Annotated in this window: 19 protein-coding genes and 3 pseudogenes; 14 read left to right on the forward strand and 8 right to left on the reverse strand. The window is 71.9% G+C overall.

Features of this window, described 5'->3' with window-relative positions:
- The first annotated feature begins 441 nt into the window (after positions 1-441).
- Positions 442-1641: an acyltransferase family protein gene (locus ACZ5DS_RS20530; RefSeq protein WP_468240462.1), complete on the forward strand. Its 1200-nt coding sequence runs from the start codon at positions 442-444 to the stop codon at positions 1639-1641.
- A 17-nt stretch (positions 1642-1658) separates the two neighbouring features.
- Here the strand turns inward: ACZ5DS_RS20530 and ACZ5DS_RS20535 are convergent.
- Positions 1659-1841, reverse strand: a pseudogene (locus ACZ5DS_RS20535) (coagulation factor 5/8 type domain-containing protein); the annotation flags it as partial.
- A 168-nt stretch (positions 1842-2009) separates the two neighbouring features.
- On the opposite strand from ACZ5DS_RS20535, the gene ACZ5DS_RS20540 reads away from it, so the two are divergent.
- On the forward strand, positions 2010-2159 hold the full coding sequence (locus tag ACZ5DS_RS20540; protein ID WP_468240464.1) for a hypothetical protein: 150 nt from the start codon (positions 2010-2012) through the stop codon (positions 2157-2159).
- Positions 2160-2222: 63 nt separating this feature from the next.
- Here the strand turns inward: ACZ5DS_RS20540 and ACZ5DS_RS20545 are convergent, their stop codons facing one another.
- From ACZ5DS_RS20545 to ACZ5DS_RS20555, 3 genes are all read right to left on the reverse strand, one after another.
- Positions 2223-3038 (reverse strand): inositol monophosphatase family protein, encoded by an 816-nt coding sequence (locus ACZ5DS_RS20545; RefSeq protein WP_468240466.1) that lies wholly within the window; start codon positions 3036-3038, stop codon positions 2223-2225.
- A 48-nt stretch (positions 3039-3086) separates the two neighbouring features.
- Positions 3087-4898 (reverse strand): RICIN domain-containing protein, encoded by a 1812-nt coding sequence (locus ACZ5DS_RS20550; protein ID WP_468240468.1) that lies wholly within the window; start codon positions 4896-4898, stop codon positions 3087-3089.
- Between the two features lie 113 nt (positions 4899-5011).
- Entirely contained in the window at positions 5012-6172 is a 1161-nt protein-coding gene (locus ACZ5DS_RS20555) for an FAD-dependent oxidoreductase (protein WP_468240471.1), read from the reverse strand.
- On the opposite strand from ACZ5DS_RS20555, the gene ACZ5DS_RS20560 reads away from it, so the two are divergent.
- The 4 genes and pseudogenes from ACZ5DS_RS20560 to ACZ5DS_RS20575 all read left to right on the forward strand — a co-directional run bounded on the left by ACZ5DS_RS20560 (position 6162) and on the right by ACZ5DS_RS20575 (position 8514).
- Entirely contained in the window at positions 6162-6410 is a 249-nt protein-coding gene (locus tag ACZ5DS_RS20560) for a hypothetical protein (RefSeq protein WP_468240473.1), read from the forward strand. The two genes, ACZ5DS_RS20555 and ACZ5DS_RS20560, sit on opposite strands and share 11 nt — an antisense overlap.
- 240 nt (positions 6411-6650) lie before the next feature.
- Entirely contained in the window at positions 6651-7166 is a 516-nt protein-coding gene (locus tag ACZ5DS_RS20565; protein ID WP_468240475.1) for a thiamine pyrophosphate-dependent enzyme, read from the forward strand.
- 3 nt (positions 7167-7169) lie between these two features.
- Positions 7170-7942 (forward strand): annotated as a pseudogene (locus tag ACZ5DS_RS20570) (ABC transporter ATP-binding protein); the annotation flags it as partial.
- Between the two features lie 314 nt (positions 7943-8256).
- Positions 8257-8514, forward strand: coding sequence for an acetyl-CoA synthetase (locus ACZ5DS_RS20575; RefSeq protein ID WP_468240478.1), 258 nt, complete (start codon positions 8257-8259; stop codon positions 8512-8514).
- Positions 8515-8559: 45 nt separating this feature from the next.
- Here the strand turns inward: ACZ5DS_RS20575 and ACZ5DS_RS20580 are convergent, their stop codons facing one another.
- The 3 genes from ACZ5DS_RS20580 to ACZ5DS_RS20590 all read right to left on the reverse strand — a co-directional run bounded on the left by ACZ5DS_RS20580 (position 8560) and on the right by ACZ5DS_RS20590 (position 13550).
- The gene (locus ACZ5DS_RS20580; protein ID WP_468241259.1) at positions 8560-11202 is read right to left on the reverse strand and encodes a WD40/YVTN/BNR-like repeat-containing protein; all 2643 of its coding nucleotides are present in this window, start codon (positions 11200-11202) and stop codon (positions 8560-8562) included.
- Between the two features lie 106 nt (positions 11203-11308).
- Positions 11309-12412 carry a GNAT family N-acetyltransferase gene (locus ACZ5DS_RS20585; RefSeq protein WP_468240480.1) on the reverse strand — a complete coding sequence of 368 codons (1104 nt, stop codon included), beginning with the start codon at positions 12410-12412 and terminating at the stop codon, positions 11309-11311.
- Positions 12413-12677: 265 nt separating this feature from the next.
- Positions 12678-13550, reverse strand: coding sequence for a helix-turn-helix transcriptional regulator (locus ACZ5DS_RS20590; protein WP_468240482.1), 873 nt, complete (start codon positions 13548-13550; stop codon positions 12678-12680).
- A gap of 140 nt (positions 13551-13690) precedes the next feature.
- Between ACZ5DS_RS20590 and ACZ5DS_RS20595 the strand changes: the two genes are divergently transcribed.
- The 8 genes and pseudogenes from ACZ5DS_RS20595 to ACZ5DS_RS20630 all read left to right on the forward strand — a co-directional run bounded on the left by ACZ5DS_RS20595 (position 13691) and on the right by ACZ5DS_RS20630 (position 22425).
- On the forward strand, positions 13691-14440 hold the full coding sequence (locus ACZ5DS_RS20595) for an SDR family oxidoreductase (protein ID WP_468240485.1): 750 nt from the start codon (positions 13691-13693) through the stop codon (positions 14438-14440).
- Positions 14441-14473: 33 nt separating this feature from the next.
- The gene (locus ACZ5DS_RS20600; protein ID WP_468240487.1) at positions 14474-15382 is read left to right on the forward strand and encodes an SDR family oxidoreductase; all 909 of its coding nucleotides are present in this window, start codon (positions 14474-14476) and stop codon (positions 15380-15382) included.
- 26 nt (positions 15383-15408) lie between these two features.
- The gene (locus tag ACZ5DS_RS20605) at positions 15409-15624 is read left to right on the forward strand and encodes a tautomerase family protein (protein WP_468240489.1); all 216 of its coding nucleotides are present in this window, start codon (positions 15409-15411) and stop codon (positions 15622-15624) included.
- Positions 15625-16307: 683 nt separating this feature from the next.
- Positions 16308-18479: a glycoside hydrolase family 31 protein gene (locus ACZ5DS_RS20610; protein WP_468241261.1), complete on the forward strand. Its 2172-nt coding sequence runs from the start codon at positions 16308-16310 to the stop codon at positions 18477-18479.
- Between the two features lie 115 nt (positions 18480-18594).
- Positions 18595-19802 (forward strand): annotated as a pseudogene (locus ACZ5DS_RS20615) (carbohydrate-binding protein).
- A gap of 113 nt (positions 19803-19915) precedes the next feature.
- Positions 19916-20692, forward strand: a complete 777-nt coding sequence (locus ACZ5DS_RS20620) for a polysaccharide lyase family 7 protein (protein ID WP_468240491.1) — start codon at positions 19916-19918, stop codon at positions 20690-20692.
- A 95-nt stretch (positions 20693-20787) separates the two neighbouring features.
- Positions 20788-21246, forward strand: coding sequence for a hypothetical protein (locus ACZ5DS_RS20625; RefSeq protein ID WP_468240493.1), 459 nt, complete (start codon positions 20788-20790; stop codon positions 21244-21246).
- A gap of 198 nt (positions 21247-21444) precedes the next feature.
- A complete protein-coding gene (locus tag ACZ5DS_RS20630; RefSeq protein ID WP_468240495.1) occupies positions 21445-22425 on the forward strand; it encodes an SMP-30/gluconolactonase/LRE family protein in 981 nt (326 codons plus the stop codon).
- A gap of 53 nt (positions 22426-22478) precedes the next feature.
- Here the strand turns inward: ACZ5DS_RS20630 and ACZ5DS_RS20635 are convergent, their stop codons facing one another.
- Positions 22479-25853, reverse strand: a complete 3375-nt coding sequence (locus ACZ5DS_RS20635) for a pyruvate carboxylase (RefSeq protein ID WP_468240497.1) — start codon at positions 25851-25853, stop codon at positions 22479-22481.
- Positions 25854-25959: the final 106 nt, after the last annotated feature.

Consider the following 25959-nt stretch of genomic DNA (forward strand, 5'->3'; position numbering starts at 1 on the left):
GGCGCAAGAGGCACGAGAGGAAGGCCCGCGCGCAGAAGTGGAGCACCCGAGAGCGGGCCCGGCAGGCCGAGCGGAACGTGCGCAAGGCCCGGCGCCGCGCCGGGGCAGCCACCGCGCGGTGCGAACGGCCGGCCGCCGGACAGCGCTCCTGCCACGAGCCAGGCGCTCCTGTGACGTCTTCCCCAACTCGCGCCATGGCGAGCCGAGTTGAGGCAGATGCGGTAGCGCGCGCACCGGTCGATGCACGGCACGCCGGTGGCACCCCGGGGCCGGTCGGGGCCTTCACTCATATGGGTGCACCCGGTCCGACCGTCCGTGGCATACCGAGGGTTCCGTCGTTCGGCAGCAGTGTGATGTTTGCAGCATGACGTGATGAAGAGGGGGCGAACGGGCAACGCTCCCCTTCATGCCCCACGCGAACCTTCTGCGGCAGGTGATTGGATGACGACGGCGACGACCCGGGCGACCCGGACGCCGCCCGCACGAACCGACGCGGCCACGGGCCCGGGCTCCGTCAGACCCTCCCCGCCCGCCACCTCGTCGTCCCTGCCGTCCCTCACCGGACTGCGGTGGATCGCGGCGCTGCTGGTGTTCGGCCTGCACATCAACAATTTCGGCTACTTCGGGGGACACGCCGGTCGCATCGTGTTCTGGGGCTTCGGGGCCGGCGCCTCGGGCGTGTCGTTCTTCTTCGTGCTGTCCGGCTTCGTGCTGACGTGGTCCGCGCGACCGCGGGACCGTGCGTTCGCCTTCTGGCGGCGGCGCATCGCGCGGATCTACCCGGTGCACCTGGTCACCCTGGCCGTCGCGCTCGCCATGGCGTACACACTCGACCATCAGGCGAGACCGACGCCCAAGCAGGCGCTGGCGAACCTCCTGTTGCTGCACTCGTGGTGGCAACCCTGGTGGCAGACGCTGAACCCGGTCAGCTGGTCGCTGGCCTGCGAGGCGTTCTTCTACGCCGCCTTCCCGCTGCTGTTCCTGCTGCTGCGCCGGCTCGGCGCCCGGGGCGCGACGGCGCTGGGCGGGCTGTCGGTCGTGGCGGTGCTGGTCCTGGCCTGGGCGGACGCGCACCACTGGATGAGGGAGTCGATCTACTCCCTGCCCGCCGCCCGCCTCCCCGAGTTCGTCCTCGGTACGGTCACGGCCCGGCTGGTGCTGCTCGGCCGCTGGCGCGGGCCCGGTCTGGAGGCCTCGCTGGCCCTGGCGATCATCGGGTACTTCCTGGTCCCGCAGGTCACGCCCGGCTACTCCGCCACGGTCTGCACCCTCACCGGGTTCGCGTTGCTCATTCCGGCGGCGGCCGTCGCGGATCTGCACGGGCTGCCGTCGCTGTGGCGGCGCAGGCGGCTGGTGCGGCTGGGGGAACTGTCGTTCGCCTTCTACATGATCCACCTGCTGGTCCTGCGCGCCGGCGAGCACCTGCTGGGGACGAAGCCGCAGTTCGGGGTGGTGGCAGGCCTCGCGGTCACCGCCGTCGCGTTCGCCGTCTCCCTCGCGCTGTCGTGGCTCTTGTACGAGGCGGTGGAGCGCCCGGCCAGACGCCTGCTGCTGCGCGGCCGCCGCACCCGCGGCAGATCGGCCTCGCCTCGGGACTCGGTCCCGTCCCGCCGCGAGACTCCGGCCGCGGCACGCGACTGAGCCGTACGCCGTTCGGGCGTGTCGTTGACGACGTGGGCGTACTGGCCCTTGCCGCCGAGGGAGATCACCAGCAGGTCGTGCATCGAGATGCCCGACGTGGCCGGGACCTGGAAGCCGTGCGCCTGGACGATCATGGGATCGGCCGTGTAGTTGCATTAGCTGCCCAGACCCCAGGCCTCGTGGGTGGTGACTGACGGTGCGTCGCACCACGGTGAGCAACAACTCGACCGGCGGCACCGGCGCCATCTTCAACTGCTCCGGCGGCACGGCGACACTGGACCATTCCACGGGGCGCGGCAACACCGCGGCGACCACCGGCGGCGGCATCGTGAACGACGGCGGCGGCTCGACCACTCTGAACCGCCACGGTGACGCGCAACACCGCCAACGGCGGACCGGGCAGCGGCGGCGGTATCTTCAACGGCACCGGCACGGTGCAGCTGAACGGCTCCAGGGTGCGCAACAACCAACCGGACAACTGCGCCCCGGAGAACACCACCTCCGGCTGCACGAACTGACCTCCCTGGCAGCCCGTCGGCAGCCTCGGGCGGACGCCGCGCAGGTGATCCAGAAGAGCCGCCCTAGACCTGCTGCCGTGTCTGGTCCTTGGCCATCGCCAGCAGCGCCGCATGCGTCTCCGCGTCGGCCGCCGCGATCAGCCCGCCCGCGCCAGTGTGCACGGGGCGGCCGTCGATGCCGGTGACCGTGCAGCCGGCGGCCCGGCACAGGGCGATCCCGGCGGCGAAGTGGACGCTGTCGCGCAGGTCGCCGTCGGTGACGTACGCGGCCCGGCGGCCGGCGGCGACCCAGGCGACCGCGAGGGTCGTGGAGACCACCCGGGGCCGGAACCGCTGCGCGAAGTCCGGGTGGGCCAGCAGCCTGACCGCCTGGAAGCCGGGGGCGTTGGGGAACGGCGGATCGAGGTTGACGTCGACAAGCCGGGAGTGCGGCGAGGGCTCCGCCGACTCGTCCTTGCCGTCGCGTCGCAGCCAGGTCTGATGCCCGTCCGTCCAGAACACCTCGCCGTTGAAGGGGTCGGCCGTCGCGGCCGCCGTGATCTCGTCGCCCACCCGCAGGGCCACGTTCACCCCCACCAGCATGTTCCGCACCGCGTAGTTGAGGGTGCCGCACAGCGGGTCGACCAGCCAGCGGCGCCGGGACGCATCGGATCCGGTGCTGCCGCTCTCCTCCCCCGTCACCGCGTCGTCGGGCCGCGCGTCGCGCAGCACCTCCAGGACGGCTTTCTCGGCAGCGAGGTCGGCCGCCGTCGCGAAGTCTCCGGCGGACTTCTCGAAGCGGGCGAGGGATTCCCCGTACATCGCGTGCACCACGTCCGCGCCCGCCTGGGCGGCGGCCAGGGCCAGTTGGGCGTCGGACTCCCCGTTGGTGATCAGCATGCGCACAGCATAGGTCCGGGCCCGCCGGGGCGGCGGGCCCGGAGTCGATCACCGCTTGTGGGCCTGTCCGGTCGGGGTGAGGGACAGGGTCTGTTCGGCAGCGGTGCGGCCGCCGCCGACGGAACTGCCGCTCGTGTCCGTCCAGTTGCGTACCGGAGTGGTCTCGGCACGCCGGCCGGAGGTGCCGGAGAGGGCGAGGACGAGGCCGCTGTAGCGGTTGACGAGGCGGTAGGTGCCGTCGCCGGAGGCGCTGCGGATCAGGAACCACTGCTGGCCGACGGCCGGCCCGCCGGCCGGTGCCGCGGTGACGGTCGGCCTGGCGCCCCAGGCGCGGCCCGTGGTGGAGCCGGAGTTGACGCCCAGCAGACGGGCGCTCGCCGCGTTGGCGATGGTGAACGCGCCGTCGCCCGTGGGCGTGAAGGTCCACGACTCCCGGGACGAGCCGGTCGGGGATGCGACGGACGTCGTGGTCGAGCCGCCGGAACTCTGTGCGAGGACCCGGCCCGTGCCGGCGGCGATGCGGTAGCTGCGGGTGGTGTCCACGGGCGGGGCGGCGGGCCGGTCGGCGTCGACGGTGACGTCGACGTACTCGCCGGAGGCGTCGTGGGAGCAGCCGAAGGCGCAGTACGAGCGGAAGGTCCTGCCGACGATGGTCGAACTGGTCCGGTTGGCCGGGTCCAGGAACCAGCGGTACCAGGACGCGTTCGTGTAGCGGCCGGTGTCGCCGATGAGGCGCCACTTCTGGGAGGCCAGGTCGTCGGTGGCGTAGAGGTACTGCGGTGAGGTGCCGCTCTGGTCGACGGCCTGCGGTTCGCCGATGTAGAGGCCGAGGTGGGCGTCGTAGGCGATGTTCATGACGAACAGCGGCGAGGTCGGGGGCATCGTGCCGGCCGCGATCTGCTCGGCGGCGGTGCCGGTGTTGGCCGGGTCGTACTCGCCGGAGACGGGGGTGTAGCCGGTGGGATGGCCGGCGTCGACGGGCACGATGTTGCTCTCCTCGCCGCCGGTGCCGGGCTGGGACCAGGCGCCGTCGTACCACTTGCGCCAGGAGTCGGGTGCCATCTTCGCGGAGATCGGGGCGCGGGCCACGTGCTCGTAGAAGGCCTTCCAGCCGCCGCTCTTGTCGATGATCCGGGAGCCGTAATAGACGTAGAAGTAGCCGGAGGCGGTGTCGACGAAGAGCCGCTGGTCGCCGTCGCCGTAGGAGTACGTCTGGTGCGGGAAGGCCGTCGTGTCACCGCGCTCGGTGCTGTACGGGGACGTGATCACGTGGTCTTCGACGGTCCAGGTGCGGCCCTGGTCGGTGGAGACGGCGTAGTCGATGGCGTCGTAGTGCAGTCCGTCGCCGAAGGGCTGCGGGGTGAACTCGTTGTGCACCAGGCCGTACCAGTCGCCGGTGTCGGGGTCGACCCAGACCCCGGACAGGTCGCAGTAGTTCTTCTGGGCGTAGCCCGAGCCGCTCGGGGCGTACGTCGCCTCGCGGCCGGTCGGGCTGTTGTTGCACCGCCAGGTGGTGTCGTCGTTGCGGTCCTGGGCGTTGGCCGGGTTGACCGCCTTGCTCAGCGTCTTGTCGAAGGTGGCGGTGTCGAAGTCCTTGCCGGTGTAGAAGTCCCAGGTGCGCGGGTCCTTGGCGCCGTAGAGGGCGGCGGACTGCTGGTAGTGGAAGGTGCCGTCCTCGTCGGTGTACGGGGTGGCGGGGGTGTCCGTGGGGTGGGCGAACGGCACCGGTGTCCCGACGGTCACGGTGTACGTCGTGTCGGCGGCCGGGGGCGTGGCGGACGCGGGGGCCGGTGTGCCGCCGCCCAGGGCCAGGGCGGCGGCCGCGGCCAGGGCGCCGCCTGCTCTGCTCAAGAGTCGCACGGGTGCTCCTTGTTGCCGAAGGGCCGGTTGCACCGGAACGATCCGGTCCCGGTGGTTGCCCCGGCAATGGACTCCCATGCTCCGCCTCTTGCACTTTCGCAGCGGCGCGCCGTTCAGTCGGCCAGAAGCGGTGCCTCCCAGGCCAGTTGGCGGATCAGTGCGTCGTCCTCGCGCGCGGCGCCGGGGGCGGCGGAACCGGTGCGTGACGGGGTGTGGGTGCCGCGGGATATGCCGCCGCTGACGGTGATGTTGTGCTCGACGCGCGGGCGGCGGTGGTGTGCGTAGAGGGCGAACGCGGTCTGCGGATCGGGGGTGTCGCGCAGGGCCTTGGCGAGGACGACGGCGTCCTCGAGCGCCATCGAGGCGCCCTGGCCGGTGGCCGGGGAGGCCGCGTGGGCCGCGTCGCCGATGAGGAGGGCGCGGCCCGTGTGCCAGGGGGCGCCGAGCGGCATCTCGGTGGCGTTGGTGACCATGATGCGGTCGGCGCAGGCCGCGACGATGTCCGCGGCGGGCGTGGTGTCCTTGCGCAGGAGCGGGAGCAGTTCGTCGCGCCGTTCGGCGGCCGTGCTGTGATCCGGTCGGCCGACGGGCAGCGGGTCACCGGCGACGCGGGCGAACCAGTACGTCTCCCCCGTCGGCGAGACGGCGTACCCGAAGGCGGCTTCGGTGCAGCGCACCATGGTGATGGCGCCGGTGCCGTCGCCCGCGAGGTCGCCGTCCGTGTAGCCGTAGAAGACGCGCTGGCCCGCGTACCGGGGCTGCGCCGCGGGCGTGACGGCGAGCCGGCGCACGGCCGAGCTGAGGCCGTCCGCGCCGATCAGCAGGTCTCCGGTGGCCGTGCTGCCGTCGGCGAAGTGCGCGGTGACGCCGTCGGGGCCGTCGTCCACGGACACCAGGCGGGCGCCGTGGCGCAGGGGTACGCCGCGCCGGACCGCCTCCGCCTGCAGGGCCGCGTTCAGCTCGCCGCGGCGCAGACAGCGGTAGCGCAGGGCGGGGTCGTGGGCACCGGCGAGCTGTGCCTGCGTGACCTCGGCGCCCTGGCTGTCGAGCAGGCGCAGGGAAGTCAGCGGAAAACCGACGGCCGTGACGGCGTCCGTGGCGTCGAGCTGGGCCAGGGCGCGCATGCCGTTGGTCGCCAGGGTCAGGAAGGCGCCTATGTCCTCGGCGGTGTCGGGGTGCGCCTCGAACACGGCGACGTCGTGTCCGGCCTTGTGCAGGCCCAGCGCGGCCGCCGTGCCCGCGATGCCGCCGCCGATCACCAGGATGCGTGCCATCGGATCCACCCCCACCGTCCCGTTCCGGTACCTCGACCGGTGGCAGAGGTACGGCATGAACGGCGGGGCGGGCAAGACCGAGGATCCACATCCGGTCGCGTCCGGGACGGGGCCTGACCTCGTCGCCGAGCACCTCGTGGGCTCCGGACTCGATGCCGTCCAGGGCGGCCACCGCGATGTCACCTTCCCGGCTCCCCGGACATACACCAGCCGACGAAAACCGCGCCCCCACATGTAGCGATCATGACAATCACGGGTGCGCATGGCCGTACGGCGTTACGTCGATCACGATCGGGACGAACCAGGTTCGCGGCGGTCATCGCCGCCGTGGCACTCATCCTCGCGGGCTGTGAGAGCGGGGGATCCTCCTCCGGCGGCGGGCGGCAGGTGCTGACCGTGGCGGCTCTGCCGCTCACCGACTCGGCGGCCCTCTATCCCGCCCGGGACCGGGGACCTGTTCGCCAAGGAGGGCCTGGAGGTGCGCATCCGGCCCGTGCAGCAGAGCGTCCAGGCGCTGCCCGCGCTGCACGCGCGCGTGCCCGTCGAGATGACCGGCGGCTTCCTCACTACGGGCAGCGGAGCGCTCGGCTGGGGTCTGCCGCTGGCGGCCGGCCGCGCGCTCGCCGACGGACGCCGGCTGGTGTGCGTGGTCGGCGACGGCTCGGCGCTCTACTCCGTGCAGGCACTGTGGAGCGCGGCCCGGTACGCGGCGCCGGTCACCTACGTCCTCCTCGACAACGGCGGATACGCGGCGGTCGGCGCGCTGGGCCGCCGGATCGGTGTCCAGCCCGTCCCCGGTACGGACATCGGCGGCATCGACTACACGGCCCTCGCGGAGTCCTTCGGCTGCCCGGCGGCCCGCGCCGAACACCCCGACGAGCTGCCGACCGCCCTGGACCACGCCCTGGGCCGGGGCGACGACGCGGGCCCGTTCCTGCTCCATCTGCGGGTGACCGGCAGCACGGGCACCCTGTACGAACCATGGGCCGGGTGACGGATGCTGCGCCTCGACTCCGTCAGCCGGCGCTACGGCGATCACCTCGTGCTGGACCGCATCGACCTCACCGTGCCCGACGGCCAGCTGCTGTGCGTGGTCGGGCCGTCCGGCTGCGGGAAGTCCACCCTGCTGCGCACCGTCGCCGGGCTGCTGCCCGTGAACGAGGGCACGATCACGATCGACGGCGCACCGGTGACCGGCGTGCCCGACCGGCTCGCGGTCGTGTTCCAGGACTACGGCCGCTCGCTGCTGCCGTGGCTCACCGTCCGCGACAACGTGGCCCTGCCGCTGCGGCGCCGGGGCCTCGGCCGGGCAGCCCGGCACGCCGAGGCCGAGGCCATCCTGGAGCGCGTCGGACTGCACGGGGTGGCCCGCCGGCATCCGCGGCAGCTCTCCGGCGGTATGCAGCCGGGGGTGCCCCCAGGCCCTTGAGGCACTGGGGGAGCGTCGCCATCGCCCGCGCGCTGGTGTGCCGCCCCTCCCTGCCGCTCATGGACGAGCCGTTCGGCTCCCTGGACGCCCAGACCCGCGAGGACCTGGAGGACCTGCTCCTCGAGGTGCACCGCGCCGACGGCACGACCATCGTCTTCGTCACCCACGACATCGACGAGAGCGTGTACGTCGGCGACCGGGTCGTCGTCCTCTCCGCCGGCCCGGGCTCCCGCGTCGTCCGGGACCTGCCGGTCGACCTGCCCGGCAAGCGCGATCAGATCACCACGCGGAGCCTGCCCGGCTTCGTGGCCCTGCGCACGGAGGTGGGCCGGGCGGTACGGCACGGAGACCGACGCCGGGGCATCCTGGGAGGCGTACCGGGAGGCCGGGAGGTGTGGGCATGCGGTGGTGGGCCGGTGGGTGCGTGGTGGCCGCGGTCGTCGTGCTGGCGGGGTGCGGGGCACCGACGGGCGGGGGCGCGAGTCGCTCACCGCGGCCGTCGTCCCCGGCGCAGGCCTCCGAACCGTCCGGCGGCGCGGCCACGCCCACGTCCGCTTCTCCTCCCGCGTCGGCCGGAAGCTGTGCCGCCGGGCACGTACAGGTCACCGTCTCCCCCGGTGACCGGGTCCGGCAACTGTGCGTACGGCCCGGCGCCGTGGTGACGCTCCTGCTGCGGCCACGGCTGGACGACAAGCGCTGGACCGCCGTGCGGAGTTCCGCGCCCGCCCTCGTCCTGCCCGCCGGCTGGCAGGTGGACGCGGACGGCACCGCGCACGCCACCCTGCGCTGCGCGGGCACCCGGGGCGGTACCGCCCGGGTCACCGTCTCCGCGAAGGCGCCGGACGTGGCGGGTGCCGCGCGGGGCGTCTTCACGCTGGACGTGCACGTGGTGCCGTACCCGCAGAACGGGTGACCCCGCAGCCAGCGGGATCACCCGTTCCTCACGCGTCCGCGCTGCTCAGTCGAGGTCGCGGAGCCTGATGGTGGAGATGCCCCGGCCGTGGGTGGCCGCATACAGGGTGCCGCCGTCGGGGCTCGTCTTGAGCTGGAGGACGGCGACGGCCGGCAGGTCACCGACGCGCTGCCACGTCGTACGGCCCGGTGCGCGGTAGACGACGCCGAGGTCGGTGGCCACGACGAGGCCGCCGTCCGCCGTCACCAGCGCGGAGTCGGTCGGCACGTCGGGGAGGTTCGCCGAGACGTCCTGCCAGGTGGTGCCGCCGTCCGTGGACTCGAAGACATGGCCGACGCCCGCGCCCGGGCCCTCGGTCCAGTGCCGGGAGAAGCCGTTGACCGCGAGGAAGACGTGGTCGGCGTTCTTCGGGTCGATGGCGAAGCCGCTCAGGTAGCGGTTGGGTACGGTGCCGTCCACCGGCAGGGTGATGTCGTGCCAGCCGGTGCCGTCCGCGTTGCCCACGGCGATGCCGCGGGCGAAGCCCTGGTTGTTGCAGGGTCCGCACCAGGCGGCGTAGATCTTCCCGCCCGAGGCCGCGACGGCGGTCGCGACGCGGCCCTTGCCGAAGTCGTGCACCGCGGTCCACTCCGAGCCGCTGCGGATGGCGTAGCCGTGGCTCTGCACCCAGATGTGGCGGCCGCCGGCGATCCAGGTGGAGGCGTTCTTCAGGTCGGCCGCGAGCGGGGCGATGAAGCGGGCCTCGCTGGTGGCGTTGTCGGCCGGGGCGACGTTGTACGACGTGGCCTTGCTCGGGTCCGTGGTCCAACTTCCGTCGTTGACCGCGCAGTTCTGTGTGACCTGGATGGCGAGGTAGACGTACTCCTCTGCGATGTTGCAGCCGTTGGCGGGGTCGGTGAGGGTGTCGCCGCCGTCGCCGCCGAAGTTGGAGCCCATCACCGTGTCGTTGCTGCGCAGGACGGACTGGCCGTTGTCCTGCAGGCCGCCGGTGACCGAGAGGCCGCCGTGGTCGAGGTCCTTGCCGATGCCGACGGAGTAGTACTGGAGGGTGTCGATGGTGCCGTCGTTGAGGGACGTCCAGTCGGTGGCGTGGCCGGAGGCGTCCTGGGAGCCGTTGACCGGGCGCTTGTAGACGCCGCCGTCGTTGCCGACGTACACCCAGCTCTTGCCGTGGTAGCGGCCGATGGCGACGCCGTGCTGGTCGGGGTGGGTGCTCTGGTTGCAGTCGCCGGTCTGCTTGGCGGGGTCGATGCTCCAGCAGGAGAAGCCGAAGTTCCAGTACGGGCCGACAGCGGACCAGGTGCTGCCGCCGTCCTTGGTCTCGTGGACCTCCTCGAGCCCGGCGTACACGTGCTGCGGGTCGCTCGGGTCGACGGTGAGGAACTGGTTGTACCAGGCCTGGACGCCCGGCATGTAACCCGGCGAGGTCAGCGCCGAGCCGTCGGCGGCGAGAGCCTTGTAGTCGGCGATCTTCGTCCAGGGGCCGGTCGGCGAGCCGGACTTGGAGACGAAGATGCCCTCGAGGCCGCTGTCCGGGTTGGTGGCGAGCTGCTCCGGCGACTGCTCGATGGCGTAGTAGCGGGAGCCGTCGGCGGAGCGGGCGAAGGTGACGTCGCCGACGTTGTCCGCGTCGCCGGGCAGGTCGCCGAGACCGCTGGTGATCCGCGTCCAGGTGCCGCCGGACCGGGTGTAGAAGCCGTTGTAGTCGTCGCCGCTGCGCCAGCCGACGGCCAGGACCACCTTGGACGGGTCCGTGGGGTCGATGGCGATGTCGTTGGCGATGTTCTTGTAGGGGGCGCTCGGGTCGTCGGCCTTCGAACCGCCCGGCAGATAGTCGGGGTTGGGTGCGAACTCCTGCTTCCAGGGGCCGCTCAGCTGCTTCGTGGAGTGGCTCCACACGCCCGTGCTGGTGGCCGCCCACACCTTGCCGCCGCCGAAGCGCAGCTGGTGGATGGTGGTGCTCTCCAGCTCGTCCCCGCCGACCCGGCGGCGCGGCGAGAAGGTGCCGTGGTGCGGGTGGGCCAGGACGTAGACGCCGCTGCCGAGGTAGGCGTCCGCGTTGGTGGTGGCCTCGCCGGTGCCCAGCCACAGCCGGTCCGCTCCGTCGAGGGCCAGGGCGCCGGTGGACTGCGCGGGCAGCCGGTCGCTGATGGGCTGCCAGTGGCCGCCGCCGCTGCGCGAGCGCCAGACTCCGCCGCCGGCGCTGCCCGCGTAGACGTAGCCGTCGTCGTCGGCCGCGACGGCGGCCATCCGGCCGGTGACGTTGCCCGCTCCGCCGCTGGAGTTGGAGTCGATGTCGCGGTAGCGCTGGTCGTCGGAGTTGTACGGCAGGTAGGTGACGCTGCGCCACCTGCCGTCCGTCTCCGGGAGGTTCTGGAGGCTGCGCCAGGCGGCGCCGTACGCGCCCGGGGCCACGACACCGGGTGAGGTGCGGGCCTCGGCGTACTGGTCCGCGCCCTCGGCGATCTCGTCCGCCTCGCCGCCGTCGTCGCCTTCGGCCGCCAGATGCGGGGACATGGCGCCCACCGACTGCTCCCGCTCCTTGGCGAGTTGGCCGAGCGCTCGGACTCCGAAGGGGCTGGCGCCGCCGCGTCCGGAGGCGGCGGACGGGGGTATCGCGACGAGCGCGGCGGACGCCGTGAGCGCACAGACGGTGAACCACCGTCTTCTGCGGGTGGGCAGGGACACCAGGACCTCCCAGACGTGCATCGACACTGCAACGCAGGAGACCCGATCACGCGGACGGGCAATCGTCCGCCACTTGGCCAAATTTTTGACGAGAACCTGCCAGTAACTACGCGCCCGACCCGGAAAACCTCCCGCTCTGGGTGCGCAGCCGACCCGCCGTCTTCAGCAGGCGGTCGGCGGGCTCGCGCAGCCGGGGATGGGCCAGGACCGTGTTCCGCAGGCCGCGCACCGGTCTGCGCCACAGCCGTTGCGCCACGGCCACGGGGTGCGGCCGGGCGGCGAAGCCCTCACCGACCCGCAGTTCACGGGTCTTGAGCCAGTCCTTGTACTCCTTGTCGCCGCGCCCCAGGTCGACCAGGGTCACCCCGTGCCGTGCGGCCGCCTCGGCGGTCCTCAGGTGCATCATCAACCCGGGCGAGTAGTAGTGCAGTTCGGGGTCGTACGCGGTGAACCAGGCCGCCAGCACGGTGCTGGAGCGCGGTCCGAAGTGGGCGGCGACCGGACGGTCACCGGCGTAGAGCACGGACAGCACGCCGGTGAAGTGCTCCTCGCGCACGTGGAAGAGGTGGTTCACGAGCTCCACGATCCAGGGGCGCGCGAACCGGTCCATGCGGCCGGTCCGGCGGTACTGGGCGGACTTCCAGTCCATGAGCGTGCGCAGCAGCCGCGGGTCCCGTTCGTCGAACTCGAACCGCACCTCGCCGATGTCCCGCCCGAGCCGGCGTTCCTTCTTCAGCGTCGTCTTGGCCAGCCCCGGGTAGGCGCCGCGCAGCCACTGCGCGTAGGTGCCGTCCCCCGGCTTCACGTCGATCACCGGTGAGGCGAAGGTGCCGGTGACGTGCGGGGCGAACGGCCGCTGTTCCTGGACGAGATGGTCGAACTCGAAGATGCTCAGCCCGCAGGCGCGCAGCAGTTCCGCGGTGTCCCAGGTGACACCGGGCCGGTGCACCAGGGCCTGGCAGTCGGACAGGCCGAGTCCGATGGCCCGGCCGGTGCCGAGCGGGGCGCGCTCGTACGGGAGGAAGCCGACCGTCTCCCGGCCCTCCGTCAGGACCGCCACCCTCACCCCGCGCCGGTGGCGGCCGACTCCGAGGGTGAACTCGGGTGCCAGGAACGGGTTGGCGTACTCGGGCGATTCGTCCATCGCCCGGTGCCAGGCCCCGCGCAGCGCGGCGGTCAGGTCACCGGGTCTGAGGATGGTGATCTCCACTCAGCTCGACCGCCCTTCCGCCGGCTCCACGCATGACGTGGCGCGTGCGGCACAGGCCGGTGAAGCGTGTGGATCATGGCTCATGGATCGCATGGCGACCGCTCCCCCCATGACGCGCCGGGCGCGTCCTGCCAAGTCTTCTGCTGTGCGTTAATGCTCAAACGTCGCGAAACCGTACGCACGCTGTCAAGGGTGCCTCAGGCGACGGATGGTCCGCCACGGGTCCGCGGACATCCGCGATGAATCGGGGTGGACGGCCCGAACTTCACGCCCCCTGCCGGTGCCCCGAGCCGTCCCGGTCCGTCGTCATGTCCTGCGTGCCGATGACCGACAGCAGTTCCAGCTGCGCGGCGCCCTCGGTGCCGGGCGGGGCGCTGAACCACAGCAGCCGCTGGCGGCCGTCCTCGCTGAACAGGTTGTGGCAGTCCAACTCGATGACACCGAGCGTGGGATGGACGATCCGCTTGTGGTCGGTGCGGCGCAGCGCCACGTCCCGCAGCTCCCAGAGCGCGGCGAACTCCTCGCTGCGGCGGCGCAGCGCAGCGACCATCCGGGTGACGTCGGCGTCCTTGGCGCGCCGGGCGGCGACCGCCTGGAGGTCGGCGACGAAGACCCGGGAGTGGTGCGGGTGGTCCTCGGCGGGATAGAGGGCGCGGGCGCCGGGGTCGGTGAACCAGCGGTGGACGAAGCTCGCCTCGGGGCCCCGGATGGCCGGTGGCGGGCCGAGCAGTGCCACGGCGAGCGGGTTCTGGGCGAGGGTTTCGTGCAGGTCGTTGATGATCTGGGCGGGGGTGGTGGTGAGCCGGTCCAGCAGGCCGAGCAGCGCGGGCTGGGCATGGGCCGCGGTGGTGTGGACGGCCGGCACGGGGCGGTCGGCGAGGTGGAAGAGATGGTCGCGTTCGTCGCCGCTCAGCCGGAGTGCGCGGGCGAGCGCGGCCAGGACCTGTGCGGAGGGCTGGGCCCCGCGACCGCGTTCCAGCTCGGTGTAGTAGTCGGCGGAGAGCCCGGCCAGCTGGGCGACCTCCTCGCGCCGCAGCCCCGGGACCCGGCGGCGGGGCCCGACGGGCAGGCCGACGTCGGCGGGGCGCACCCGGTCGCGGCGGGACTTCAGGAAGGCGGCCAGCTCGGAGTGGTTCACGTTCCCATGGTCACTCCTGCGACGGTGCGGAGCCAGGGGTTGCCGGCCCCAGGGTGAGCGGAGCCGTGGCTGGCCTCCGGATGGCGGCCCAGGCTGGAGACCCAATCCGCCACCAGTCCCTCCAGCGCTCAGGAGTTCCCATGTCCACGCAGGAAACCGCAGCACCCCGCGTCGCCATCGTCACGGGAGGTTCCCGCGGCATCGGCCGGGAGACGGTGACCCGGCTCGCCGCCGACGGATACGCCGTGGTGGTCGGGTACGCGGGCAATCGCGAGCTGGCCGAGGCCGCTGTCAAGGAGGTCACCGCGGCCGGCGGCCGGGCGGTCGCCGTCCGCGCCGACGTCGCCGACGAAGGGCAGGTCGCCGAGTTGTTCCAGGCGGCCGCCCGCGAGTTCGGCGGAGTCGACGTGGTGGTGCACGCCGCCGGCCGGATGTACCTCGCGCCGATCGCCGAGCTGGACCTGGCACAGCTGGACGCGATGCACCGCACGAACATCCGGGGCACCTTCGTGGTCGCCCGGCAGGCGGCCCGGACGCTGCGCCGGGGCGGCTCGTTCATCGCCTTCTCCACCTCCGTGGTGGGCCTGGCCTTCCCCGCCTACGGCGCCTACAGCGCCAGCAAGGGCGCGGTCGAGGCGCTGACCCTGGTCCTGGCGCGTGAGCTGCGCGGCCGGGACGTCACGGTGAACACCGTCGCGCCCGGGCCCACGGCCACCGATCTGTTCCTCGAGGGCAAGGACGAGGAGACCGTCGCCGAGCTGGCCGCCCAGCCGCCGCTGGAGCGTCTCGGCACGCCCGCCGACATCGCCGAGGTGGTGGCCTTCCTCGCCTCCCCGGCCGGCCACTGGGTCAACGGCCAGATCGTGCGCGCCAACGGCGGCATCGTCTGACACCCCCAACTCCCCGACATCAGCGAGGAATTCATGACTACCGACACTCCCCGGACCGTCCTGGTCACCGGCGCCTCCAGCGGTTTCGGCGCGCTGACCGTGCGCGCGCTCGCCGACGCCGGTCACACCGTCTACGCGGGCATCCGGCAGACGGCCACCCGCAACGCGCCCGCCGTGGCCGACCTCGACCGGCACGCCACCGAGCACCGCGTGGCCCTGCACGCGGTCGAGCTGGACGTCACCTCCCAGGACTCGGCCGACGCGGCCGTCTCCCGGGTCCTGGCCGGCGAGGGCCGCCTGGACGTGCTGGTCCACAACGCGGGCCACATGGTCACCGGGCCCGCCGAGGCCTTCACGCCCGAGCAGCTCGCCGACCTGTACGACGTCAACGTGCTCGGCGCCCAGCGCCTGAACCGGGCCGTGCTGCCCCACCTGCGGGAGCGGGGCGAGGGGCTGCTGGTGTGGATCGGCAGCTCCAGCACCCGGGGCGGCTGCCCGCCGTTCCTGGCGCCGTACTTCGCCGCGAAGGCCGCGATGGACGCGCTGGCGGTCAGCTACGCCGGCGAGCTGGTCCGGTTCGGCATCGACACCGCAATCGTCGTCCCCGGTGCGTTCACGTCCGGCACGAACCACTTCGCGCACGCGGGCACCCCGGCCGACACCGACCGGGCCGCGGCCTACGACGAGCGTTACGGCGCCCTGCTGGCGGGCCTGGACAAGCGGCTCGCAGCGCTCGTGCCGCCGGACGCGGACGTGGCCGAGGTCGCCGAGGCGGTCGTACGCCTGGTGGGCCTGCCGGCGGGCAGCCGGCCGCTGCGCACCCATGTCGACCCCACCCGCGACGGCAGCGAGGTCGTCTCCGCGGTCGCCGACCGCATCCGCGCCGACTTCTTCCGCCGCGCCGGACTCGAGGATCTGCTCACCGCGGGCAGCGCTCTCTGACACCCCTTCACCTCAGGAGATCCATCATGCCGTTCGCGAACTTCAAGGTCCCTGCCGGAAGCCTGGACGAGAAGCAGAAGGAGCTGATCGTCACCCGCACCACCCAGCTGTACGCCGAGATCTACGGCGAGCGCGCCCGCGCCACCACGCTGGTCCTGGTCGAGGAGGTCGCCGACGGCGGCTGGGGCATCGGGGACCATGTGCTGACCCTGGCCATGATCCAGGAACCGTCCGAGGACTGACTGGCGCACCCCGCCCTTCGACCGGGACCGGCTGGTCGGACGGACCACGCAGACCCAGTCGCGCTCAGGAAGCACCGCCGTATTGACATGAACCTGCGTCAACCCCGAGGCTTCGTGCGTGAAGTTGCTCGATTGAAGCTCATTTCGAGCGCTTATGCGCAGACAGCGCAAGAACAGTCAGTCCGCGATGGTGCGATGGGAGCTGTTCCGCCGTGCGAAGACTCCGACACCGTGTGCCCTGGCCGGCCTGGGTTCCGCTGGGGCTGGCGACCGCCCTGGCCGGGACCGCGCTCGCCGTCCCGGCGCCCGCAGCGGCCGCCGCGACAGCGGCCGGCGCCGTGCTCGACTCCGCCCACAGCAGCGTCACCTGGCAGAGTCCCGTGTACGCCAAGGGCACCGGCGGCGGCACCGAGAGCTGTCCCGATGCCGCGACCGACCCCGACAACAAGGTCTGCGACCGCTTCGACCTGACCGTCTCGGTGCCCGACGGCTACTGGGACGACAACCCCGAGGGCGGGGTGCCGCTGTCGATCAAGTGGGAGAAGCCCTCCGACGACTTCGACCTGTACGTCCTGGACGACCACGGCAAGCAGGTGGCGTCCAGCGCCGGCACCGCCGACCCCGAGGCCACGGTGATCCCGCGGGCGTCGGGGACGTACCACGTCGTCGTCGTGCCGTACGACGTGCACGACAACTCCTTCACGGGCACCGCGTATCTGCCCGCGACCACCGACGCGGGGGATCTCACCTCCTTCTCGGGCGGCGACGGCAGCTACACGATCGGGGCGGGCGCGCTCACGGCCCGCGCGGACTTCCTGACAGGAGGTCAACTCCGCCTCCAGGCCGACCCGTCGGGCTCGCTGAGCGATCCGGCGGGCACGGCCATCGTGCGCAGGCAGCCCGCCCCCCAGCGGCACACCTCGTCCTTCGACGCGGGTGACTACTACGGCATCCGCAGCCCCGAAGCCGTCCTGCGCGTGTACAAGAAGCCGCTGCGGTTCGGGCTGTACAAGCCCGACAACCGCACCCGGATCTGGCAGGAGGACAAGCCGCTGCGCTGGTCCACCGGCGGGATGCGGCAGAGTCTGCAGCGCGGCCCGGACGAGCAGTTCTTCGGCGGCGGCGAGCAGAACGGCAGCTTCTCGCACCGCGGGCAGACCATGTACGTGGCCAACAGCTTCGACTGGAACGAGGGCGGCTACAACAACTCCCAGCCGTTCTACCTCTCCAGCGCGGGCTACGGCGTCTTCCGCAACACGTTCGCGCCGGGCGTGTACACCTTCGGCTCACCCGTCACGACCGGGCAGCAGGAACGGCGCCTGGACGCCTACTACTTCCTGGGCGACGCCAAACACGTCATCGGAAAGTACACGCAGTTGGTGGGCAAGCCCTTCATGCCGCCGGTGTACGGCCTCGAACCCGGCGACTCCGACTGCTATCTGCACAACGCCAACCGGGGCGAGCGGCACACCCTGGACGCCCTGAAGATCGCCGACGGCTACACCGAGCACCAGATGCCACTCGGCTGGATGCTGGTCAACGACGGCTACGGCTGCGGGTACGAGAACCTGGAGCAGACCGCGAAGGGCCTGCAGGACCACCACGCCCAGCTCGGCCTGTGGACCCAGGACGGCATCGACAAGCTCGCCGACCAGGTCAAGGCCGGCCAGCGGGTGGCCAAGCTGGACGTGGCCTGGGTCGGCAACGGCTACAAGTTCGCGCTCGACGCGTGCGACGCGGCCAAGGCGGGGATCGAGGGCAACAGCGACGCGCGCGGCTTCGTGTGGCTGCCCGTCTCCTGGGCGGGTGCCCAGCGGTGCGGGGTGCTGTGGAGCGGTGACCAGAAGCTGTCGTGGGACTACATCCGCTGGCAGATCCCGACGTACGCCGGGGCGACCCTGTCCGGCATCGCGTACAACACCGGTGACGTGGGCAGCATCTACCGCCACGACGCCAAGATGTACGCGCGCGACCTGCAGTGGAAGGCGTTCCTGCCGGCCATCATGACCATGGACGGCTGGGCCGGCGACATCACCACGGGCAAGCCCGCCGACCAGCAGCCGTGGCGGGACGGGGAGCCGTACACCTCCGTCAACCGCAAGTACCTCCAGCTGAAGGAACGGCTGCTGCCGTACATGTACACCCTGTCCGCAGAGGCGGCGAAGACCGGGGTCGGCGCGGTGCGTCCGCTGTGGCTGGAGCACCCGGACGACCCGGACACGCTCGGCGCGCAGGCGAAGTACGAGTTCCTGTCCGGCTCCGACTTCCTGGTCGCCCCGGTCTACCAGGACTCCGACACGCGCGACGGCATCTATCTGCCCAAGGGCACCTGGACCGACTACTGGACCGGCCGTACCTATCAGGGTCCGACCACCCTGAACGGCTACCACGCTCCGCTGGACACGCTCCCGCTGTTCGTGCGCGAGGGTGCGATCGTTCCCATGTGGCCCGAGGGCACGACGAGCTGGCAGACCCGTGACCGGCACGAGCTGGACTGGGACCTGTACCCGTCCGCCCACGGCACCAGCCGCTACACGCTCTACGAGGACGACGGTGTGACCCGTGACTTCGCGAAGGGCGCGGCTGCCGCCCAGCGGGTGTCGGTGCAGGCCGGCACCGAGGGGACGACGGTCTCGGTCGGTGCGAGCCAGGGCGACTACGCGGGCAAGGTGGACGCGCGGACGTACCGGTTCACCGTGCACGGCGGCTCGGCACCGGCGCGCGTACTCCTCGACGGGCGTCAACTGCCGGACTCCGCCTGGTCGTACGACGCGGTCACCCAGGTGACGACGATCAGCACACCGAGCCTGTCGCTCGGCCAGGGATTCACCGTGCGCCTGGTCGGCGGGAGGTAAAGAAGTCGTATGGTCTAGTCCAAAGAGGAAGTTGGTCTAGTCCAACTCGTTGACGTGACCGCAACAGCTCCCGGAGGGTGGGGCTCCTCCCCACCCCACCCTCTGGAGGCACGCAGTGAGACGTCTTCACGCATGTCTGAGCGCGGCGGCGGCCGTGACGCTGGCCGCCGCAGGCACGACCGCACTCGTCGCGGGCAACGCCTCGGGCGCGACCACCGCACTGAGCAACCGGTGGTACGCCGCAGCCCCGTACCTGATGCCGCTGGACAACGACCCGCCGGACGCGTCCGCCATCATGGACGCCACCGGCCTCAGGGCCTTCCAGCTGGCCTTCATCCTGGCCCCCAACGGCGGCGGCTGCTCCCCGACCTGGGGCGGCACGGCCGCGGTCTCCTCCGACACGGCGGTCCAGTCGGTCATCAACACCATCCGCGCCAAGGGGGGAGACGTCTCCGTCTCCATCGGCGGGTACGGCGGCACGAAGCTCGGCCAGACCTGCTCGGACGCCGCCGCCACGGCGGCCGCGTACCAGCAGGTCATCACCAAGTACGGGCTGCACGCCATCGACTTCGACCTGGAGGAGCCGGAGTACGAGAACAGCGCCGCCATCAAGAACGAGATCGGCGCCGCGAAGATCCTGCAGCAGAACAACCCGGGTCTGTACGTGTCCGTGACCACCGCCGGCACGGCCGACGGCACCGGCTGGTTCGGCAAGCAGATGCTGCTGGAGGCCAAGTCGCAGGGGTTCACCCCGAACAACTTCTCCATCATGCCGTTCGACGGCGGCTTCAACGGCGGGCGAGCCAGACCAGCGCGCTGACCAACTTCAACTCGATCCTGCAGTCCACGTTCGGCTGGGACCAGGCGACCGCCTACGCCCACGAGGGCTTCTCCGGCATGAACGGCCGCAGCGACACCGGCGAGTACTTCACGCAGGCCGACTTCCAGACCGTGCTGGACTACGCGACCAGCCACCACATGGACCGGTTCACGTTCTGGTCGCTGAACCGCGACCGCCAGTGCACCCCGGCCGACAACGGCGGGCGTACGTCCGGGACCTGCTCCAGCGTGACCCAGAACTCCTGGGACTTCGCGACGTACTCGGTGAAGTTCGCCGGGGTCACCCCGCCGACCTCCACGCCCACGCCCACCCCCACGCCGACCCCGACGTCCTGCAAGACCGCCTGGAGTTCGACGGCGGTGTACACGGCCGGGAACGAGGTCTCGTACAACAAGCACAACTGGAAGGCGAAGTGGTGGACCCAGAACGAGGTGCCCGGCGCCTCGGAGTGGGGTCCGTGGCAGGACGAGGGCGCCTGCTGAACCTCTTGACGTGTCTGGTTCAGACCTTTAGCTTCACGGGTCACCAGTGACCAAGGATGCGTTCGGCGTTCATCATGCTGAACGCATCCTTGGTCCGACGAAGGGACCCCCACATGACCCGCCACCGACTCCTCGCGGCGACGACCGCCACGGTCCTCGCGCTCACTCTCACCGCCCTCACCGGCGGCAGCGCCGACGCGGCCGACCCTCATGTCGCGCCCGGCGGCAACTTCGACCTGTCGATATGGCAGCTCCAGGAGCCGGTCGGGTCGCCCGGCTCCCCGACCACCATCCCCTCCTCCCGGCTCCAGGGTGCGAACGGCTACCAGGACGCGTACTTCTACACCGACACCCGCGACGGCGCGATGACCTTCTGGGCGCCCGAGAAGGGCGTGACCACGCCGAACTCGAACTACGCCCGCTCCGAACTGCGGGAGATGAACCGGGGCGGCAGCGCCGCCGACTGGTCGCTCGGCGGCTTCCACCGGATGAGCGCGACCCTGCGGGTCGTGTCCGTGACCAAGAACGTGTGCGTGGGCCAGATCCACCTCGGCTCCGGCGGCTCCTCCACCAAGCCGCTGCTGGAGCTGTACTACCACGCGAACGGCGACATCGTGCTCGGCACCGAGAACTCGCCGTCCGGCGGCCAGACCCCGCACGCCGTGGGACATGTGCCGGTCGGCAGGACATGGAGCTACACCATCGCCGTGTCCGGCGGGAACACCATCGAGCTGACCGTCAACGGCACCACCACCCGCTACGGCATCCCGTCGTCCTTCTTTCCGTACAAGCAGTATTTCAAGGCGGGCTCCTACAACCAGTCCTCCTCGAACAGCACCACGAACGGCGCCCGTGTCGCCTTTTACGGACTGACCGTGAAGCACGGCTGACACGCCGTGCGACCTGCGCGACTGGTGCAACCGGGCGGACGGTCGTAGCGTCGAGGTGCACGCGGTCGGACACGGCACGACGGGTGGGAGCGGCCATGCGCGGATCACTGGTGGGAACGGTAGTCACCCTCGGGGCAGGAGCCCTGCTCACGGCGGCGATGACCACGGCCGCGGCCAGTCCGCCGACCCCGACCCCGATCCCGAAGGCCGATCCTCCGGAGCCCGTGCTCGTCGACTGTCTGTGGAACCGCGACGTCCGCCCGGCCGACTTCATCCTGGCCTGCGGCGACGGCAACAGCCGCCTCCTCGGACTCCACTGGTCGCAGTGGGGTCCGGAGGCGGCGACCGCCGTGGGCGTGAACGCGGTCAACGACTGCAAGCCGTACTGCGCGGCGGGCACCTTCCACTCGTACCGGGTGACCGTGCGTCTGGACCGCCCGCAGCCGTGGAAGAAGCACCCGGACGTCCAGCGCTACAACCGCATGACCCTGACCTACCACGGCGCCCGCCCGGAGGGCTTCAAGCAGGTCATGACCTACCCGCTCTGGGACTGACCGCGCCCGGGCTCCGGGAGTGACCCTTTAGGACCGCACGCGACCCGCCCGTCACCCGGGCGTGCCGCGTGCGGCGGCATGTCGTGGGCCGCGCGGGCGACCCCGCGGCCCTGCTCCCCCGCCCGGTGACCGGCACGCCGTCATCTTTGTGTGGCCCTGCAACGCCGGCGCCCCGTGCGCCGTACGAAGAGAGGTCACATGCCCCGACTCCCCCGCCTGGCCGGTGCCGCAGCTGCCGCGCTCGCGCTCGGCCTGATCGCGGCGGCGCCCGCCGTCGGCCACGATCCGCTCGTCACGGAATCGCGCATCGTCGCCCACTTCGGCCTGGCCGCCGGGCAGACGCCCGAGAACATCGCCGTCGAAGGCGACGGCTCCGCCGACCTCACCTTCTCCCTCGCCCGGCAGGTCGCCCACGTCACCCCCGACGGGAAGACCCGGATCCTCGCGACCCTGCCGGCCGTGGCGAAGCCGGACACACCCGTCGTGCACAGCGCCGCCGTCACCGGCATCGTCCGCGCCCACGACGGCACGCTGTACGTCAACTACGCGACCGGCACGCGCGAGACCGGCATCTGGCGCATCCCCGGTGCCGGCGGCACACCGACGCAGATCGCCGAGCTGTCGCCGAAGGGACTGCCCAACGGCCTGGCCCTCGACGAGCGCAACGGCATGCTCTACGCCGCCGACTCCGCGCTCGGCACCGTCTGGCGCGTCGCGGTGTCCGGCGGCAAGGCCACGGCCTGGGCGCAGGACACGGCACTCCAGCCGCTCTCCGTGCCGCCCGGCTCCGGCTACGGCGCCAACGGCATCAAGGTCCACCGCGACGCGGTGTGGGTGACCAACTCCGACCGCGGGACGCTGCTGCGCTTCGCAGTCGGCCCCGACGGCTCCGCGGGCCCCGTCGAGACACGGGCCACCGGACTGGCCGACATCGACGACTTCACCTTCCCCGGGCACGGGAGCAGCGTGCTGGCCGCGCTGAACGACTCCAGCCAGATCGTGCTGGTGCGCCGGGACGGCACCCGCACGGTCGTGCTGACCCGGCAGGACGGGCTGTCCAACCCGACCTCGGTGGCCGTACTCGGCCGGACGCTCTACCTGCCCAGTGCCGCGTCCGTCACCCGGCTGGACCCGAACCTGATCCTCGCCCGCCTGCGCTACCCGTTCGGCCGCCTCTAGCCGGCCGGCTGCTCTCCGCGACCGGTTCCCTCCGGTCGCGGAGAGCAGTCGTCTCAGGCGATCTCGACCAGCAGGTCGCCGCCCTCCACCTGCTGGATCCGGTTGATGGCCAGCCGGGAGACCCGGCCCGCCTTCGGCGCGGTGATCGTGGCCTCCATCTTCATGGCCTCGATGGTGGCCACGGTCGCGCCCGCCTCCACCTCGTCGCCCTCGGCGACCGCGAGGGTCACCACACCGGCGAACGGCGCCGCCACATGGCCCGGGTTGGCACGGTCGGCCTTCTCCGTCACCGGCACGTCCGAGGCCGCCGCCCGGTCCCGGACCTGGATGGGCCTGAGCTGTCCGTTGAGCGAGGACATCACGGTGCGCATGCCGCGCTCGTCCGCCTCGCCGACGGCCTGAAGTTCGATCAGCAGCCGGACGCCCGGCTCCAGGTCGACGGCGTACTCCTTGGCGGGTCGCAGGCCGTAGAAGAAGGCCTTGCTGTCCAGCACGCTGGTGTCGCCGAAGCTCTGCCGGTGTGTGTCGAACTCGCGGGTCGGGCCGGGGAACAGCAGCCGGTTGAGCGTGGCCCGCGTGTCCTTCGCCAGCCCTTCACGGTCCTCTGCGGACAGCTCGGGAGCGGGCTTGGGCTCGGCGCGGCCCTGGAGCGCCTTGGTGCGGAACGGCTCGGGCCAGCCGCCGGGCGGGGTGCCCAGTTCGCCGCGCAGGAAGCCGATGACCGAGTCGGGGATGTCGAACCGGTCGGGGGTCGCCTCGAAGTCGTCCGGCGACACGCCGGCGCCGACCAGGTGCAGGGCGAGGTCGCCGACCACCTTGGAGGACGGGGTGACCTTCACCAGGCGGCCGAGGATGCGGTCGGCCGCGGCGTACATGGCCTCGATGTCCTCGAAGCGGTCGCCGAGGCCGAGGGCGACGGCCTGGGTGCGCAGGTTGGACAGCTGGCCGCCGGGGATCTCGTGGTGGTAGACGCGTCCGGTCGGGGAGGCGAGGCCCGCCTCGAAGGGGGCGTAGATCCTGCGGACGCCCTCCCAGTACGGCTCCAGGTCGCCGACGGCCTGGAGGTCGAGACCGGTGGGCCGCTCGGAGTGGTCGGTGGCGGCGACCAGCGCCGACAGCGACGGCTGCGAGGTCGTACCGGCCATGGAGGCGACCGCACCGTCCACGGCGTCGGCGCCCGCCTGGATCGCGGCGAGGTAGGTGGCGAGCTGGCCGCCGGCCGTGTCGTGCGTGTGCAGATGCACCGGCAGGTCGAACTCGCGGCGCAGCGCGGAGACGAGCTTCGCGGCGGCCGGGGCGCGCAGCAGTCCGGCCATGTCCTTCACGGCGAGGACATGGGCGCCGGCCTCCACGATCTGCTCGGCCAGGCGCAGGTAGTAGTCGAGGGTGTACAGCCGCTCGTTCGGGTCGTTGAGGTCGGCGGTGTAGCAGAGGGCGACCTCGGCGATCGCCGTGCCGGTCTCGCGTACGGCGTCGATGGCGGGGCGCATCTGGCCGGCGTCGTTGAGGGCGTCGAAGATGCGGAAGATGTCGATGCCGGTGGCGGCGGCCTCCTGCACGAAGGCGTCGGTGACCTCGGTCGGGTACGGGGTGTAGCCGACGGTGTTGCGGCCGCGCAGCAGCATCTGGAGGCAGATGTTCGGTACGGCCTCGCGCAGGGCGGCCAGCCGCTCCCACGGGTCCTCGGCGAGGAAGCGCAGGGCGACGTCGTAGGTCGCGCCGCCCCAGCACTCCAGGGAGAGCAGCTCGGGCAGGGTGCGGGCGACGACCGGGGCCACGGCGAGGAGGTCCTTGGTGCGGACCCTGGTGGCGAGGAGCGACTGGTGGGCGTCGCGGAAGGTGGTGTCGGTGACGCCGATGGTCGGCGATTCGCGCAGGTGCCGGGCGAAGCCTTCGGGTCCGAGGTCGATCAGCCGCTGCCGGGAGCCGGCCGGGGGGTCCCCGGCCGGGAGCGCCGGCAGCTTGGTGACCGGGTCGAGCAGGTCCGGGCGCCCGCCGTGCGGCTTGTTGACCGTCACGTCGGCGAGGTAGGTCAGCAGCTTGGTGCCGCGGTCGGCGGAGTGCCGGGCGGTGAGCAGGTGCGGGCGCTGCTCGATGAAGGAGGTGGTGACCCGGCCCGCCTGGAAGTCGGGGTCGTCCAGGACGGCCTGCAGGAAGGGGATGTTGGTGGCCACGCCACGGATGCGGAACTCGGCGACCGCACGCCGGGCGCGACCGATGGCGGCCCCGAAGTCCCGGCCCCGGCAGGTGAGCTTGACCAGCATCGAGTCGAAGTGGGCGCTGATCTCCGTACCGGCGTGGGTGGTGCCGCCGTCGAGGCGGATGCCGGAGCCGCCGGGTGAGCGGTAGGCGCTGATGCGGCCGGTGTCCGGGCGGAAGCCGTTGGCCGGGTCCTCGGTGGTGATACGGCACTGGAGGGCGGCACCGCGCAGGGTGACCGTGTCCTGGGACAGGCCGAGGTCGGCGAGGGTCTCGCCGGAGGCGATGCGCAGCTGGGCCTGGACCAGGTCGACGTCGGTGACCTCCTCGGTGACCGTGTGCTCGACCTGGATGCGCGGGTTCATCTCGATGAAGACGTGGTTGCCGTCGCGGTCGAGGAGGAACTCGACGGTGCCGGCGTTGCGGTAGCCGATCTCGCGGGCGAAGCGCACGGCGTCGGAGCAGATCCGGTCCCGCAGATCCGGGTCGAGATCGGGTGCGGGCGCCAGCTCGATGACCTTCTGGTGGCGGCGCTGGACCGAGCAGTCCCGCTCGAAGAGGTGGATGACGTTGCCCTCGCCGTCGGCGAGGATCTGCACCTCGATGTGGCGCGGGTCCACGACGGCCTTCTCCAGGAAGACGGTCGGGTCGCCGAACGCGGACGCGGCCTCGCGGGAGGCTGCCTCGATGGACTCGCGCAGCTGGGCGGGGTCCTCCACGCGGCGCATGCCGCGCCCGCCGCCGCCCGCGACCGCCTTGACGAAGACGGGGAAGCCGATCTCCTCGGCGGCGCGGACGAGTTCGTCGACGTCGTTGGAGGGCGCGGAGGAGCCCAGCACGGGCACGCCCGCCGCGCGGGCCGCGGCGACCGCGCGGGCCTTGTTGCCGGTCAGCTCCAGGGTATGGGCGCTGGGTCCGACGAAGGTGATGCCCGCCTCCTCGCAGGCGCGGGCGAGTTCGGGGTTCTCGGACAGGAAGCCGTAGCCCGGGTAGACGGCGTCGGCGCCGGCCCGGCGGGCGGCGCCGACGATCTCCTCGACGGAGAGGTAGGCGCGCACCGGATGTCCCGGTTCGCCGATCTCGTACGCCTCGTCGGCCTTCAGCCGGTGCAGCGAGTTGCGGTCCTCGTGCGGGAACACGGCGACCGTGCGCGCGCCGAGTTCGTAGCCCGCCCGGAACGCGCGAATCGCGATCTCTCCACGGTTGGCGACCAGCACCTTGCGGAACATCCTGGATTCCCTTCAGCTGCCCGGCGGCGACGAACACCATGGTGTCAGCCATGCACTGTCGTACGTCGCGGCAACATTAGGGGGTGCCCGCACGTGTCGAAGTGCG

Source organism: Streptomyces sp. NPDC031100 (genome assembly GCF_055570785.1).